The following is a 14,427-nucleotide window of genomic DNA, read 5'->3' as shown; positions in this document are numbered from 1 at the left end:
TTTTGTTCCATAAATGCTAAGGGTATGCTGATTTTTATTGTGGCGGATATATGGAACTGTTATAATATGGATATGAAGAAAGCGACAAATTTGAAAGTGTTAATAATTTTCAAACAGCCTCATTGCATGGAAATAAGAAACAGACTATCCTTAAAGTAGGAGGTGGCACAAATGGCAAATGAAGATAAAAAAGATTTTAATGCTATGTTGCATGATAGTAAGGATATGCCAAAATTTCAAATTATCATAGACCAGAAAAGTATTGAGAAATATGGTGGAAACAAAATGTATTTTGCTCCCCCGATTGACTATGACAAAGTAATGAAAAAAGTTCCGTATGGTAAAGTGATTACGGTTGGAAAAATACGAGAACACTTTGCAAAATTGAGTGGTGCAGATTTTACAGAGCCGATTACAGCGGGTATATTTGTTTCTATTGTAGCGTGGGCGAGTTATCAGCGTTCCGAAGATGAAACACCCTATTGGAGAACATTAAAAGCAAACGGAGAATTAAATGCTAAATATCCAAATGGTATTGAAGCACAGAAAGAAAAATTAGAAGCAGAGGGACATACCATTATTCAAAAGGGGCGTAAAAATATACGATACTATGTAAAGGACTATGAAAATTCTCTTTTTGATTTGAAATAGGCAAATTCTATTTCACAATTTCATATCTCTATACACAAAGCAGTTAGTCTTAGGATTGACTGCTTTTTTCATACCTAAATTTCAGATTGGAGTGATGAAATGGTGTTTGTTAGAGCTGTTCAATAAGATTATCGGTGCATAAAATTTTATTGTGGTGCAGATATGAAAATGATATAATGTGGATATGAAGAAACGGACAAATTAGAATTTGGAGTGAAACAGAATGATTATAATAATCGAAACCGTAATTTTATGTATCGCGTTTTTTCTAATATGTTTTTGGGGAACAGGTACAGATAACAAAAATTTAAAAAGCTATTCATCTTATCCAGATGAAGTGCAAAATCGAATAAAGAGTATTGCAGAATATCAAGGAAAATTTAAGGAAAGCAATAAAGTGGTTACATTTATATCCAATTTTCTGTTATTTCTGTTCGTACTATTTATATTAGGGTTGTTTATCAAAGAAAATGGCTTCACACATAATTTTCTTTGTTTAAGTATTATAGGACAGGGATTGAATATCTTTGACTTATTTATTGTAGACCTTTTATGGTGGCGGAATACAAAGCGTGTTCGTTTAAGAAAAATGCCAGAAAAGGAATTGTATCAAAATCCGAAAAAGCATATAGAAGCGTTTATCAGAGCCTTTATTATGTATCTGCTAATTGCTCTGATAGACGGATATATATTGACACTTTTATAGGAATAGATATAAGTAAATCCCAGTTTGACAATTTCATATCCATACACACAAAGCAGTTAGTCTTAGGATTGACTGCTTTTTAAAAAGACACCATTTAGGTGTAATGATGTCTTTTGGGTGTTATTTTATAGGTCATATCAAGGCTCATTCAATCGTGGTAAATTCGTGGTAAAATGAGTTTTTTCTATACTTCAAAATACTTGAAAGTATAGTGTTTATGCGGATAATCGAAAATTAGATATAAAATTTATATTAAAACACATTCGTAAAAAATCATTCATTTTGCCCTCCATAGTTCCAGATATATAAAAATGATTGTTTGAAATCGAGCATTAAAAACCTCAATTTTTCATATTTTATTATACTTCATCAACTTAAAGAATGGAAGAAAAAATTTTGTGTGCAGAGTTCCTGTTCAAGCCTTGTAACGCACATTTCTGCAAAATCCATAGTCCCCGATACTTTCCTCACGGGTGATATACAGTCGGAATTCTGTCAGCTCATGAAATAAGAAAAACCGACGCATGATCGCTTTACGCTCAATACATCAGTTTCTTCATCTGACCTTAACGGTCATATTCAGTTGTGGCAGATTACAGGTAATCTACAAAAATTATTTTTTCCATATAACTTCACCACAATGCGGACACTTTTTGGGAATGATTAAATTGCTATTTTCATATTGAATTAAAGATATTTTCTTATTCTTGCGGTCACAAATATCTTTAACTTCTTTATTTACAAGACTACCTCCTTCTTCTCCTAAATATCCCAAAGTAGTCTTATACCATGGAAATTTTCCTTTACATACAGGGCATTTCCATAAAAACAGGAAAATGTATTCAAAAAAGAAAGACACCAACCACATCAAAAAGGTTAAGAAAAATATGACTAAGCAAACAAGTCTAATATAATTAGGCAACACTCCTTTTATAGGCAACATTTCTTTTAGGAAAACCGCAATCCCCCCTATAGCAAGTGATGGCACACAAATATATGGCAAAATACGAAATATTTTTTTATTCACTATACTTATCTTGTTTAATGAAGAAATATTTTTATATACAAATTCTACCTTACTTTTTTCCATATATACTGCCTCCCGAAAAGCTCACTTCTAAAATTATCTTTTGTCTATTATACTTCATCAGCCTAAAGAATAGAAGAAAAAATTTTGTGTACAGAGTTCCTGTTCAAACCTTGTAACGCACATTTCCGTAAAATTTATAGTCTCCGATACTTTCCTCACAGGCGATAGGCAACGGTCAAAACATCAGGTTTGCACCTGACATTTTAACCGCATATCAGCCCTGATTATCACAGTATCCCTGCTGGCTGTTCAGCCCATGCTTTTTCGCATATTCACTGGCTTTCTGTCTGCGTTCCTCGCTGTAAGGCGGCAGGAAGCGGATAGACAGACGGGACTTTGCCAGCACATAAGAAACACCGCCTTGAACATTGGATTTTTCCAGTCGGCAAAGGTCAGGGTACTTCTTAGCAAAAGCAGCCAACCTCTTTTTCAATCCGGCGTTGTGGGTGTAGATATTTGCCTTGTCCTCGCCCTCATTAAAGAGAACGATTGTTTCTTTCTCAATCTTCGTCAGTCTCGTCATAGCAGCCCTCCCTACGGTTTTTCAACACCCTCAGCCTGCGGTAAAAGCAACGATACCACCTTTCAACACCCTCAGCACTCAGCTTGACGGAAAGCATATAAAACAGCTTCTTCGCCGCCGGATCGGGTGCAAGGGCAGCCACCATACGCAAACGCTCGACAGTTGCTTTCAGGTTCGGACAGCCAAAGGCATAAAGGGCTTCCATTTCATTCCGGTTCATCTTCATTGTGTTTTCCTCCTTAAAGTTTGATAAATGAAAAGCGACAGACACTTCATAAGGAAATACCTGTCGCTTCGTTGACGATATAAAATTGTTGGTTTTGGACTTGATAAAATCAGCAGTAAATCATTTCCTGTCTGATGATTTCTTCGGCTCGGTTACGGATAGAGTTCATGGACTGTACCCACAACATCTGATTGTCTGCTTTCATGGTTTCGGTCACACCCTCGGCTTGTTTCATCTGCTCAATGATAAGGCTGCACCTTTCCGCTGCCTGTTCGTTCAGGTCAGCAAGGTAAGTATGCAGTTCGCCGGATAAACAGAGGGCAGATAACCTTGCAGGGCGGTACTGCTCCAAATATGTCCTGTGCAGTCTGCCCCACATACCGATAGGGCGGTGTTCCTCCGGCAGCTTCAAGTCCGGCACATAGTAATCGCCCACAAGAACATAGTCCAGACCATTGCTTTCATCATGGATTCGTGGTTTCAATTCTGTCATGCTATTTTTTCTCCTTTCACTTTTTGCCGATTTGATTTGCTTGTGGCGTTCTGTTCAAAACACACATTGCTATCAGAGCTTTTTTCTTCTGGTATACGCTCATGCTCCGCAAATTCTTTTGATTTCTCACGAATCTTTTTCATATACTTACGATTGGATTCTCGTTTTCTGCGAAGTCGTTCCGCCTCTTTTTCAGCAGCAATCCTTTCTTCCTCTGTTGGTTCATGCTGCTCCACAGGTACTTGAAATTGCCCGACATAGTTAAGATATATCTCCACCTCTGTGGTGCGGTCTGCACCTTTTCCTTGTGGCTCGTGAACCAGAATTTTGTCGATAAATTCATTTATCATGGCAGGAGTAAGTTCTGTAATGTTCTCATACTTTTTGACCAGCTTTAGAAAACGCTCCACATTATTTTGACCGCCTATAATCCGTTGCATATCAGCGGTGTCAGTCTCAATAATCTTGTTCAGCTCGTTCTGCTCATTTTCATAATCAGTAAGCATACTCTGAAAAAGTCTGTCCGGCAATCTTCCAATCACATTATCTTCATAGATTTTCCTGATAAGCATATCCAGTTCGTGAACTCGCTTCTGATTTCTTTCAATGCGGTTTTTTACAGTTTCAGAAATAGCAATATCTTTCATCGCCGATTCTTCTTGCAGAGAATAGACAAACTCCTGCTCATTCAAAGAAACATAATGGCTTTCCTTTTTTATCCGAATAAGTACTGCTTCTTCTTTATCCTAATCTTCCACATTATTTATCAATCACATTACAGATATTTTTTCATCCTTTAATCTCATTAGCAAAACTTCTACATTTTCATTATATCTGTCTATTTTTATTGGTTTTTCTCCTTTTACATAAATAATTATGTACTCCTTTTCTATTATACTTTTGTGTTGCTCAACCTTTGTAATCTCTTTAAATTCAACTGTCCGCATTTTCTTTAGAAAATCTTTCTTATAAAGTTTGTCTTGTACTTCCAGTTGATCATACCAATAGACACCGCTGTAATAAAGCAACAGTAAATCTATCACTCCCAGCAACAGATACATCCAAATTTTCCCATCTCGAGTCAAAAATAATACAGTTGTAAAAAAAGTATAAATGCAGAAACCTATGATAGGCAATATTTTCCGGATAATCATTGGCTCTACGATGCAGTGCTCTTTCGTAGATGGAATCAATTCTTCTTCATCTATCCCCCTTTTTTTCAAAATAATTAGTAAATCATAAACATCTCCTTCTGCATCCATTTCATACTGGAATATCTTTTTCTCCCCCTGATAAAAGCGATATTGATTTCTTCTCTTTCCTACGCATCTTGTAATATCTTCAATTCTATATTTCCTTGTAATTCCTAATGCAGAACGGTAGATAATCTCTTGTGTGTCATATTCTATCTTCCATATGTATCCATATAATGTCAGAACAATTCCTAATACTGTAAATCCTATAGATACCAACAAACAAATCAACATAAAATAACAATTTTCTATCTGTTGTACAAATTCCCATTTGAAGATCTGACTTAAAATAAAAGCAATAGTTGTACAACCAAAAAATATTCCGCATGGTAATCCTACTTTCAAGATGCTGGGTGCTGTAATTATATATTTTTTTGTCTGCTTTCTGGATTTCTGCTTTTTTGTTACCTCAACGTCTTTCTGTTCCTTATATTTTTTCATAGCGTATTCAGCTATTCTTATGGATAAAAGAATGCTGATTACTGGTACAAGTTCTTTAATATTCATAGCTGGTCTCCTATCCCATTACTCCACAAATTTCTAACGTTTCTTCACCATCTTTATCGACCTTAATATTGTTGCTTAATATCAACATTATCCAATCATCACTGTTTTCTATTGTAAGCGCAAAATATTGCTACGCTGCCCATGAATCACGCTTGCACCAAAATGATAGATGCAAGCGTTTTGCTCTATGTTTAGTTTTGACAGTTTGCTTTCGCAGTCTCGCTCCATGGGGCAAGCTGTTCCAGCTGTTCATCTGACATTTTATCGTCTGGCCGCTGTGATAAGAGGTATGTCAGATATTTGTAGGTATTCAGGTCATTCGCTTTTGCCATCTCAACCATTGTATACACAATAGCACTAGAGGCCGCTCCCTTCGGACTGGCACTGAACAGCCAGTTCCTCCGACCAACAGTGAATGGTCTGATTGCATTCTCGCTAAGATTGTTGGATAAACTGCAATGACCATCTTCCAGATAGGTCATCAGGGTGTCTTTCCGATTTTGGGCATAGTTCACCGCTTTCGCCAAACGGGTTCCCTTGTTTGGACGCTGTTGATCCAGCCAAATCCAGAATGCCTCCAGTATCGGCTTCTCCTTTTCAAGACGGAACTGTTTTCTCTGCTCCGCAGTATGATTTTTTGCTTTTGAGTACCGCTCACAATCAAACAGCTTGGAGCAAAATTGTACTCCCTGCACCGCCGGAAGGCTGTAATCATACTCTTTCCCTTTCGGTATGGCATCTGTGAAATAACGTCTCACATGTGCCCAGCAAGAGCAGCGTTTGATATCCGGCAGATTGTTATAACCCTGGTATCCGTCGGTCTCCAGATATCCACGGAACCCCTGCAGGAAAGATGCTGCATGGAACTTTGCCCTTGTCTCTGTGTAATGATAGAGCAGGATCGGCGGAAGCCCATCTTCTCCACTGCGGAAGAGCCACATCCAGGAATCTGTTTCAGGATTGCGCTCCGGCTCATTCAGTACCTGAACCCGAGTTTCATCTGCCATCAGATATTTACGCATCCGTAACTGACGGTGAAAATAATCATAAACATGGCAGAGGTAATTCTCGGTACAGTAAATGATCCAGTTAGCAAGCGTAGCCCGGCTCAATGGGACACCCAGCTGCTTCCATTCCGATTCCTGCCGGTTTAATGGCAGACCATTCTGGTACTTCTGGTGCATTGCCCATCCTACAACGGATTCCGATGCATAACTTTCCGGGATCAATGGTTCCTGAACAGGCGCTTTGACAAATGTCTGATCATCCGGGTGTTCCTCTGATATGGCACACTCCGGGCATTTATAGGTTTCACGATAGATATTTACTACTTTCCCTTTGGCAGGGGTAAACCGGAATTCATGGCGGACGAATTCTTTCCCAATACATTCCATCTGCGTTCCGCAGGTTGGACAGTTCCGCTCCTCCTCCGGAAGAGAAATGATCTCGTCGCAGGAAGGAACATTTTTAAAGAGATCCGCATGTGTCCGTCGTGCTTTTCGCTTATGTTCCGGAACAGTGATGTCATCAGGAAGTTCCTGTTTCCATGTCGGATCTGCTTCCTGCTCGGCTTCATCAAAAAGATTCAGCTGACCATCGATATCTTTCCGTTTTTCACTGGAAGTACCAAAGAGCTTCTTCGTGAGATATTCAATCTGCTGACGAAGATTTTCTTTTTCCAGACGGTCTGCTTCCAATGTTTTTTGTAAAGACTGGATCAGTTCTGTCTGTGCGGAAATCGTTTTATTCAGTTGGTTGATCATGTCCTTGTACGCAAGGATTTTTGAATCTTTTGAATTACCAGCCATATGTCTTCTGCTCCTTTTTTACTGCTCTTATTATACCATAAAAAGCAATGAAAAGGAAGCAGAAAACCCAGTATTTACAAGGGATTGCAGACATGATACAGGGTGTGGAAAGCTCTCCATTTTTGTTGGCTGGCATAGAGGTTTTACACAATCATTCCGTAGGTTTGAATGCTTTTGGTTGTTCGATTTCAAGACCGGACATGAGCCAGTCGAATTGCTGCCAGGTCAGTTGCTTTACTTCCAACTGATTTCTGGGCCAGCGGAATCTGCCCTGGACTTCCATACGTTTATACAGAAGCAATTATTCGAGTTCTTAGATAAGTGCTGTTATTAGAAGAGAATTATTATTCGAGATAATCTCTTGGAAAGTCCAGAAATTAAGACTTTCAGAGAAATCTTCTCGAATAATGATGTATCATTGGACTTACTAATATAAGACGGAGGTGTCCAATGAATAATACCCAAATACCTATTGATGAATTGTATGATCAACTAACTTTAATACTTCAAGAAGAAAAGTATGCAAAAAGCACGATACAACTGTATCAGGAACATGTAAAACGAATCAAAAAATTCATGTTAGCTAATAACATAACTGATTATTCTTCATCAGTTGCAGATCAATACTACAAAAAAGAAGTTGAATCAAGAGATTACAACTATACGACGAAACGTTTTTTCAGGACAGTCATTCGAAGATTAAATAATATCTGTTCTGGTACAGGTTTCGTATATTCCGTTCCACGAAAAGATTTGTCTGTTCCAGAGCAATATCACGCTATTAAGGCGGATTATCTTGAACATTGTCGCAAGATAGGAAATCGTCCAATTACTCTAAAGACTAAAGAACGCTTGTTATATTTATTCCTTACTTATCTGGATGAAAACAATTGTAAAAGTCTTGAATACATAAATAGTTCTGAAATCATTCAGTTTTCAGTGAATCTTAAGAATAAAGAATTCTATCCTGAACTAAGAGATTTTTTAAGATATCTTTTTGCACAAGGATACATTGAAAAAGATTTTTCAACATTAGTTCCTAAATTCAATCGTGGTATACGTATTCCTGAAACTTATGATATCTCTGAAATCATCGAGATCGAAAATGCTGTAGACCGAACTTCTTCTATCGGAAAACGAGATTATGCGATATTGCTTCTCGCTTCGCGATTAGGAATGCGTGCGGGAGATATTGCCTCGCTTAAATTAGATTCTCTTGATTTCAAAAATCAGCGTATCTGCTTTATCCAAAATAAAACGGGAAGTGTTTCAGAACTTTACATGGTGCCAGAAATCAAAACAGCACTGATGGATTATCTGTCAACAGATCGTCCTGCATCCACAAGCGACTATGTATTTTTAAAATCATGTGCCCCTTATTCAGAAATATCGTATTCTGTTGTCTCATTTGCTGTAAAAAAACATATGATTCGCTCTGGTATTAACATTGCAGGTAAAAAACATGGACCTCATAGTCTGAGAGCTTCTCTTGCGTCATCGATGGTAAACGATGGCATATCTTATGAAACCGTAAGAAAAGTACTGGGACATGATAGTCCCAATGCAATCAGGCACTATGCACGTCTTGATATTCAGATGCTTAGGAATTGTGCTCTTGCATGCCCGGCACCTTCAGGAACACTTCACCAATTCCTGAAAGGAGGTCGTATATGAGAACCGTGATTTTTAAAAGTTGTTTTAAAGACGACATGCAGTCATTCATGGAGTATCGTGTTGCGACTTTCGCATGGAATACCTATCGTTTGGATAATTATCGCCTGTCTTCTTTTGACAGATATCTTACAAAAATATCTTATAATGATGAAATTGTACCACAAACAATAATAAATCAGTGGCTTAATGATGTAGGTGTTCCAGAGGCATCTATTAATGGATACATAAAGACTATACGAAACTTTATGAAATATAGAGCCGATATGGGAAAAGTTGTTTATCTTCCGCCCTTCCAGAAAACGAAAGATTTGTATATTCCCTATATATTTAGTGATGAGGAATTGTCGAATATATTTGCTATTGCTGATGCATATCCAATGACAAACAAATTTAGCAGCATTCCGCATATACATATGGAAATGGCGGTTCTCATACGCCTTTTGTATTGTTGTGGACTCAGATTAGGCGAAGCTCTAAATTTGAAGATGGAGCATCTGGATCTAGAAAACGGAGTCATCCGTATTATACATTCAAAAAAAAGAAACAACGATTAGTTCCAATGCATGAAACATTAACAAACATGCTGAAGGATTATTGTAAGGTGATAAAAATCTATGGTATAGATAATCCATTTTTATTCCCAAGACAAAGCGAACATTTATCCCCAATAACTGCTGAACGCCAATTTAAAAAGATTCTTAGGAAAGCTGGTATTATCAAAGGGAATGAAGATCCTCATAAACGTGCTCCATGCCTGCACTGTTTAAGACATTGTTTTATGTTCCATGCTTTTAAACAGCTGGAAACTGCAGGATATCATATCGATATGGCTTCTCCATATTTTTCTGTATATTGTGGTCATGAATCCCTTGTGGAAAGTGAAAAATATATGAAATTCAGCAGTGAACTCTTCGAAGAAGATATGCTCTTGTTTGCTGATTTCACAGAATCTCTGTTTCCGGAGGTTGATTTATGAGAAAGCAGAAGACTCCTTCGATTTTTATGAAATATCTTGAATACTATGTAAATACATATATGCCGGAAGCACGTGGGTTAAGTAAGAACACAATCAACTCTTATAAAACAACATTTACACTTTTAATAAAATATATGTATTCAGTCAAAAACACGAAAGCAGATGAGATTACTTTTGACTGTTTAGATGTAAATACGCTTTCCGATTTTATGTCATGGCTTGAAAATGAACGTAAATGTTCAGTTACAACCAGAAATCAAAGACTTGCCGCACTGTATTCTTTTTCCGAGTATGCACAAAACTATGACTTTGATGCAGCATCAACTTTTAGAAGTGCTGTATTGAGGATTCCATCAAAAAAAGCACCTAAAAAGCGGCGTGTTGGTTTTACCACCGATGAAGTAAAGATCCTTCTGGCACTGCCTGACCAAAAAAGTGAGACTGGTTTAAGAGACATGGTTTTATTAAGCTTTATGTATGCAACAGGCACACGTGCACAGGAAGTGTGTGATCTTACTGTAAAATCTGTCAATTTCAGATCAACTGGTACTACTATTGATATAGTAGGAAAAGGTTCAAAAGCACGTCGCATACGTATTCCTGACCCTTGTGCATCTATGCTTAGAAAATATATTAGACATCGCAGAATAGAAACAGAACCTGACAGACATATATTTTCGAGTCAGACGCATGAGCATATGACAATATCATGCGTGGAAGAAATATACAAAAAATATATAAAACTCGCTAAAGAAAAAACGCCCAATCTTTTCAAAGAAGAACACTATTCACCTCATAGTATGAGACACACGACCGGACAACATATGTTAGAAGCGGGAGTTCCGATTATGGTAATAAAAGCTTTCCTTGGACATGCATCAGTTCAAACGACACAGATTTATACAGAAAGTCCACAGGCAACAGTTGATAAACATATCCGTGAATGGAACGAAATGAATTTTCCGCGTTCGATTTATATTGATGAAGAAGACTTGGAAGAAAGAAATGTTCCTGATTTTTTGAAGAGTCACTAATAGGATATCATTATTCGAGAAGATTTCTTAGAAAGTCTTAATTTCTGGGCTTTCCAAGAGATTATCTCGAATAATAATTCTATTCTAATAACAACACAAATCCGTCAGATTCCCAAAGCAAAGCTTTGATCCTGTCACAACGTTTTCCACAGAAAAGATACAGGGCGCTTCGCCTTGGATCCATATGGAGTTGATTCTCTACAATAGCACACAGCCCGTCAATGGATTTCCGCATATCCGTTCTGCCTGTTACGATATAGATTTCATCGGCGGCTGTGATATCCCCTAACATTCCAACTCCTTCACAATGCGAAGCGTTTGAGCCAGAAGCTGAGGATCTGTTCCATTTGGTATTGTTAGATGCAAACTTCCTACAGACAGCTTCATTGGCTCTGCTACGGAAAGGTTATTTTTTTCCGTAGCTACCGGAATCACATTTAATGGCTGTTCATATGGGAGCGGGTCAGTATCATGAAAATCCACTCTGACAACTTCCTGGCTTTCCGGTGCACGATAGCTGCGTCCGGTTGACGCTGGCAAATCCACACAACCTTTCTGACGCAGCCTTTTTACCCAGTTGTAAAAAGTTCCCGGTTTAATGTCATGTTCCACACACCATTGATGATCTGTCAACCCACTTTGACGGCATTCCATGATGAGACGGTATTGTTCTTCGGTAGGTATTCTTTTGCTTCTCATGAGCACACCTCCATAAATCGGATAGAGTAAAATGCTCGCATCTATCATTTCTAGCAAGAGAAGATGAAGTGAAATGCTTGCATTTTCTATTGATTATTATGGAATGATTTTTAGGGCAACACAATCCGTCGAATTATTTTGCGCTTACTTTCTATTGGCAAAAAATCTTTTAACATATCTTTAATATATCCTTTTATATTTGCATGCCCTTTAATTACATATATGTCAGTTTCATATTCCAGCTGATTAGCAAGTGGTTCTTTACTATTTCCAACTATTGATGATTGAGCGTATTTTTTTAATAATTCTTTGTGTTTTAAGGCATACGAACTATCAACTCTTCGTCTGAGTCCGCTTGGAGTCTTCCCACTTGCTTTTATTTCATCTAATACTTTTTTTCTCGCATCTCTTGTCTTTGCATTTGCAGATATTTCCTGAGCAGTCGGTGTTTTTCCTGCCTTAGCATTTCGTATACTGGTAAATTTATATGCAATCCCACCAACAACACCACTAACCATCGCATCTTCTGCCACCTGTCCTATATCTATTTCCCCACTTTCCCCATACTGCTTCAACACACTGTTAATTCCTCCTCCAACTCCAGCCGATAATCCTACAGCTACTGATCCTACACCCGGAATCGCACTTACTCCTGCAACAATTCCGCCTTCAATAGCACTTCCAAAAAAAGAACCAACATTAAATTTTTTCTGTTTTCCTCTCGCAATATTTATCCCTTGCGATATTAAATTTATTCCTGCTCCTACACCTGCTCCAATAGCTGCTGTAGCTAAAATCGCTGTTATCAGAAATTTTCCATTCAGATCAATGTATGCTAACGGGTTTTCAGCACAGTATTGATACTTGTTAATAGAGTAAGGGTGTCCCGTAACTCCGCCTACGAAATCTTCACTAACAAATCTTCCGACTTCCGCCTGATACTCTCTTGCCTGCGCATAATAGGTTCCTGCTACATTGTCTCTCTGGTAGCCTGTATAGCCAAACACTTGCAAGACTCCCTGGTTCCCATACAGATCCTCTCCAAAAGCTCCGTATCCATAGGTTTCTCTGGTAAATCCGCTTTCATCTTCAATACGTAGTGGGCTTCCCAGTTCGTCCTGAAGGTAATAGTTCCTTTCCCCATTCTCTTCATACGCTGCCACATTCCCGTCCCAGAAGTATCTCTGGCTCCGGTTTTCCTCTGTCCGCTCCAGAAGGTTATAATACTGCCTGGTCAGGTCCAGGGTATAGGTGATCTGCCGGCTGTTTCCGATTTCCATGCCGATCCTGCTTTGTGGGTCCAATTTCTCCAGCTTCTCTTTTGGAAGGACACCTTCCTGCTTTCCTATCCGGTGTCCCAGTCCGTTGTACTGGTATCTTGCCTGTTTTCCTGCCGCATCCACTGCTTCTTCCAGACGGTTGATGGCACCATAGACATACTGTTTTTTCCATGCCCCATTTTCTTGGATGCCGGTTAGGTTTCCTCTCTTATCGTAGCCGTACTCTTTCCAGACTTCTCTATGCTTTTCGCTCACCATCTGGTTGAGGATATTGTACTGGTACGAAGTCCTTTCGCCATTTTCTTCTTTCCATGTACGGTTTCCAAAGGCATCATATCCATACGCTGTCTGTATCTGTCCGTCCTTTTGGATTTCTGACAGTCTGCCCAATGCATCATACCCATAGCTGATGATCCGGCCTCCCTCTTTTAGTTCGAAAAGTCGTATCTGCTCATCATAGCCATAGTGCACGGTTTTTCCATCTGTATACAATTACATTCCTTCAGGATATATGATATTTTTCCCTTCTTTTTCCATTCGTTTCATAAAGTTAGAAAAATGCTCACACATTCCATCTACAAAAAAGGCTTTTTTCTTTCCCCCTTCCACATATATTTTCATTCCTCCTCTAGTCACTTTCCCATAACTAATATCAGAAAATTTCCAATGACGTTTAAAAATAAATGCTTTCACCACAGTAATATCATCACCATCTACAATGATATCCCATACCCCTTTTATAGGAGCTACCATGAGTAAAAAACCCGGAATTATTACAACTAATATAAAAATCACCATAATTGGTAATGGGATGTCCTGATTTTCTACTTGAGCAAAAACCAAGGCACCAATGACGACCATAAATTTAGCCCCTGTCTTTTTCATGCCTCAAAAGCCTTATAAACACTGGATTTAACCATATAGACCAAAACGTATCATTCGTCTATTTTCTTTGTTTTTTGCACTTTTTGTATGTTGTGTGCATTTTGTAGCCAGTATTTTTATTTATTCATATCTATACAAAACAAGACAGAATGTACTTGCTTTTTACTGTACATTCTGCCTTGAATCATTCAAATTCAAATATTTAATTTTTCCTTTTATACTTTAGATATTTTTCTTACCCTTGCCAATTCTTCTCGCAACTCTGCATTTTCTTTTTCCAATTTTTTTATTTTTAGTTTCAATTCCTGTATAGTCGTTTTTGCATTAACTAAAGTTCTTTCCATAGCCATATCAATAATAATCTGTTTCGGATTATACGTTACGCTCTGTTGATGCATAGCTTCATTTACCACCCTGCGCATTTCTTCATTTCGATAAAAAAATCCTTTAGAAAAGCCTGTTTTTTGAATCAATGCAGCAACTGTTATTTTTTCTTTTGATTCCAACATTTCTTGAATTTCCCGTTTTGCGGTTTCTACCTTCTGTTTGCTACGTTCCAAACTACATTCGACCATTTTATCGTATTTCATAGATTATCGTCCTCTCAAAAAACTTGTACCAC

General features: G+C 38.0%; 17 protein-coding genes and 1 pseudogene. 5 read left to right on the top strand and 13 right to left on the bottom strand.

Annotated elements, in window-relative coordinates; translation table 11 throughout:
- The first annotated feature begins 171 nt into the window (after positions 1 to 171).
- The gene (locus tag AC6I5B_RS05690) at positions 172 to 651 is read left to right on the top strand and encodes an MGMT family protein (protein ID WP_002322212.1); all 480 of its coding nucleotides are present in this window, start codon (positions 172 to 174) and stop codon (positions 649 to 651) included.
- Positions 652 to 874: 223 nt separating this feature from the next.
- The gene (locus tag AC6I5B_RS05685) at positions 875 to 1,357 is read left to right on the top strand and encodes a hypothetical protein (protein ID WP_044915059.1); all 483 of its coding nucleotides are present in this window, start codon (positions 875 to 877) and stop codon (positions 1,355 to 1,357) included.
- Positions 1,358 to 1,970: 613 nt separating this feature from the next.
- On the opposite strand, the gene AC6I5B_RS05680 is transcribed toward AC6I5B_RS05685, so the two are convergent.
- The 8 genes from AC6I5B_RS05680 to tnpB (AC6I5B_RS05645) form a co-directional block, all read right to left on the bottom strand.
- Positions 1,971 to 2,447, bottom strand: coding sequence for a hypothetical protein (locus tag AC6I5B_RS05680; RefSeq protein WP_003023125.1), 477 nt, complete (start codon positions 2,445 to 2,447; stop codon positions 1,971 to 1,973).
- A 214-nt stretch (positions 2,448 to 2,661) separates the two neighbouring features.
- On the bottom strand, positions 2,662 to 2,970 hold the full coding sequence (locus AC6I5B_RS05675) for a molecular chaperone (protein WP_071143748.1): 309 nt from the start codon (positions 2,968 to 2,970) through the stop codon (positions 2,662 to 2,664).
- On the bottom strand, positions 2,948 to 3,196 hold the full coding sequence (locus AC6I5B_RS05670) for a ferredoxin (RefSeq protein ID WP_071143747.1): 249 nt from the start codon (positions 3,194 to 3,196) through the stop codon (positions 2,948 to 2,950). The genes AC6I5B_RS05675 and AC6I5B_RS05670 overlap by 23 nt, the downstream gene beginning before the upstream one ends.
- Positions 3,197 to 3,305: 109 nt before the next feature.
- Positions 3,306 to 3,689 (bottom strand): TnpV protein, encoded by a 384-nt coding sequence (locus tag AC6I5B_RS05665; RefSeq protein WP_071143746.1) that lies wholly within the window; start codon positions 3,687 to 3,689, stop codon positions 3,306 to 3,308.
- Positions 3,686 to 4,336 carry a DUF4368 domain-containing protein gene (locus AC6I5B_RS05660; protein ID WP_083382931.1) on the bottom strand — a complete coding sequence of 217 codons (651 nt, stop codon included), beginning with the start codon at positions 4,334 to 4,336 and terminating at the stop codon, positions 3,686 to 3,688. The genes AC6I5B_RS05665 and AC6I5B_RS05660 overlap by 4 nt, the downstream gene beginning before the upstream one ends.
- Before the next feature lie 123 nt (positions 4,337 to 4,459).
- On the bottom strand, positions 4,460 to 5,449 hold the full coding sequence (locus tag AC6I5B_RS05655; RefSeq protein WP_117787411.1) for a DUF6560 family protein: 990 nt from the start codon (positions 5,447 to 5,449) through the stop codon (positions 4,460 to 4,462).
- 191 nt (positions 5,450 to 5,640) lie between these two features.
- Positions 5,641 to 7,257, bottom strand: a complete 1,617-nt coding sequence (locus tag AC6I5B_RS05650) for an IS66-like element ISRgn2 family transposase (RefSeq protein WP_119636217.1) — start codon at positions 7,255 to 7,257, stop codon at positions 5,641 to 5,643.
- Positions 7,258 to 7,408: 151 nt separating this feature from the next.
- Complete coding sequence (gene tnpB, locus AC6I5B_RS05645) at positions 7,409 to 7,558, bottom strand: IS66 family insertion sequence element accessory protein TnpB (protein ID WP_073962808.1); 150 nt, start codon at positions 7,556 to 7,558, stop codon at positions 7,409 to 7,411.
- A gap of 149 nt (positions 7,559 to 7,707) precedes the next feature.
- Here tnpB (AC6I5B_RS05645) and AC6I5B_RS05640 point away from each other — a divergent pair, with 149 nt between their 5' ends.
- From AC6I5B_RS05640 to AC6I5B_RS05630, 3 genes and pseudogenes are all read left to right on the top strand, one after another.
- Positions 7,708 to 8,931: a tyrosine-type recombinase/integrase gene (locus AC6I5B_RS05640; protein ID WP_022250142.1), complete on the top strand. Its 1,224-nt coding sequence runs from the start codon at positions 7,708 to 7,710 to the stop codon at positions 8,929 to 8,931.
- Positions 8,877 to 9,907: pseudogene (locus AC6I5B_RS05635) on the top strand (tyrosine-type recombinase/integrase). Before AC6I5B_RS05640 ends, AC6I5B_RS05635 begins: the two are co-directional and overlap by 55 nt.
- Positions 9,904 to 10,941 (top strand): tyrosine-type recombinase/integrase, encoded by a 1,038-nt coding sequence (locus AC6I5B_RS05630; RefSeq protein WP_118262634.1) that lies wholly within the window; start codon positions 9,904 to 9,906, stop codon positions 10,939 to 10,941. Before AC6I5B_RS05635 ends, AC6I5B_RS05630 begins: the two are co-directional and overlap by 4 nt.
- 79 nt (positions 10,942 to 11,020) lie before the next feature.
- On the opposite strand, the gene tnpB (AC6I5B_RS05625) is transcribed toward AC6I5B_RS05630, so the two are convergent.
- The 5 genes from tnpB (AC6I5B_RS05625) to AC6I5B_RS05605 form a co-directional block, all read right to left on the bottom strand.
- Complete coding sequence (gene tnpB / locus AC6I5B_RS05625) at positions 11,021 to 11,233, bottom strand: IS66 family insertion sequence element accessory protein TnpB (RefSeq protein ID WP_497773347.1); 213 nt, start codon at positions 11,231 to 11,233, stop codon at positions 11,021 to 11,023.
- On the bottom strand, positions 11,227 to 11,640 hold the full coding sequence (gene tnpA, locus AC6I5B_RS05620) for an IS66 family insertion sequence element accessory protein TnpA (RefSeq protein WP_172590409.1): 414 nt from the start codon (positions 11,638 to 11,640) through the stop codon (positions 11,227 to 11,229). The genes tnpB (AC6I5B_RS05625) and tnpA overlap by 7 nt, the downstream gene beginning before the upstream one ends.
- A gap of 110 nt (positions 11,641 to 11,750) precedes the next feature.
- Positions 11,751 to 13,412, bottom strand: coding sequence for an RHS repeat domain-containing protein (locus AC6I5B_RS05615; protein WP_497773661.1), 1,662 nt, complete (start codon positions 13,410 to 13,412; stop codon positions 11,751 to 11,753).
- On the bottom strand, positions 13,413 to 13,805 hold the full coding sequence (locus AC6I5B_RS05610) for a DUF6560 family protein (RefSeq protein WP_497773660.1): 393 nt from the start codon (positions 13,803 to 13,805) through the stop codon (positions 13,413 to 13,415).
- 215 nt (positions 13,806 to 14,020) lie between these two features.
- Complete coding sequence (locus AC6I5B_RS05605) at positions 14,021 to 14,395, bottom strand: DUF6262 family protein (RefSeq protein WP_029730553.1); 375 nt, start codon at positions 14,393 to 14,395, stop codon at positions 14,021 to 14,023.
- Positions 14,396 to 14,427: the final 32 nt, after the last annotated feature.

The sequence above is a fragment of the Faecalimonas nexilis genome, assembly GCF_059731825.1.
This window is presented reverse-complemented; position numbering and strand designations above follow the sequence as displayed.

Excerpts from the sequence above, each read along its gene's own strand:
- AC6I5B_RS05660 (WP_083382931.1), bottom strand. The coding sequence starts at position 4,336 with ATGAAAGATATTGCTATTTCTGAAACTGTAAAAAACCGCATTGAAAGA.
- AC6I5B_RS05680 (WP_003023125.1), bottom strand. The coding sequence starts at position 2,447 with ATGGAAAAAAGTAAGGTAGAATTTGTATATAAAAATATTTCTTCATTA.
- AC6I5B_RS05640 (WP_022250142.1), top strand. The coding sequence starts at position 7,708 with ATGAATAATACCCAAATACCTATTGATGAATTGTATGATCAACTAACT.
- AC6I5B_RS05610 (WP_497773660.1), bottom strand. The coding sequence starts at position 13,805 with ATGAAAAAGACAGGGGCTAAATTTATGGTCGTCATTGGTGCCTTGGTT.
- AC6I5B_RS05690 (WP_002322212.1), top strand. The coding sequence starts at position 172 with ATGGCAAATGAAGATAAAAAAGATTTTAATGCTATGTTGCATGATAGT.
- AC6I5B_RS05685 (WP_044915059.1), top strand. The coding sequence starts at position 875 with ATGATTATAATAATCGAAACCGTAATTTTATGTATCGCGTTTTTTCTA.
- tnpA (WP_172590409.1), bottom strand. The coding sequence starts at position 11,640 with ATGAGAAGCAAAAGAATACCTACCGAAGAACAATACCGTCTCATCATG.
- AC6I5B_RS05630 (WP_118262634.1), top strand. The coding sequence starts at position 9,904 with ATGAGAAAGCAGAAGACTCCTTCGATTTTTATGAAATATCTTGAATAC.
- tnpB (WP_497773347.1), bottom strand. The coding sequence starts at position 11,233 with ATGTTAGGGGATATCACAGCCGCCGATGAAATCTATATCGTAACAGGC.
- AC6I5B_RS05675 (WP_071143748.1), bottom strand. The coding sequence starts at position 2,970 with ATGACGAGACTGACGAAGATTGAGAAAGAAACAATCGTTCTCTTTAAT.
- AC6I5B_RS05605 (WP_029730553.1), bottom strand. The coding sequence starts at position 14,395 with ATGAAATACGATAAAATGGTCGAATGTAGTTTGGAACGTAGCAAACAG.
- AC6I5B_RS05655 (WP_117787411.1), bottom strand. The coding sequence starts at position 5,449 with ATGAATATTAAAGAACTTGTACCAGTAATCAGCATTCTTTTATCCATA.
- AC6I5B_RS05670 (WP_071143747.1), bottom strand. The coding sequence starts at position 3,196 with ATGAAGATGAACCGGAATGAAATGGAAGCCCTTTATGCCTTTGGCTGT.
- AC6I5B_RS05665 (WP_071143746.1), bottom strand. The coding sequence starts at position 3,689 with ATGACAGAATTGAAACCACGAATCCATGATGAAAGCAATGGTCTGGAC.
- AC6I5B_RS05650 (WP_119636217.1), bottom strand. The coding sequence starts at position 7,257 with ATGGCTGGTAATTCAAAAGATTCAAAAATCCTTGCGTACAAGGACATG.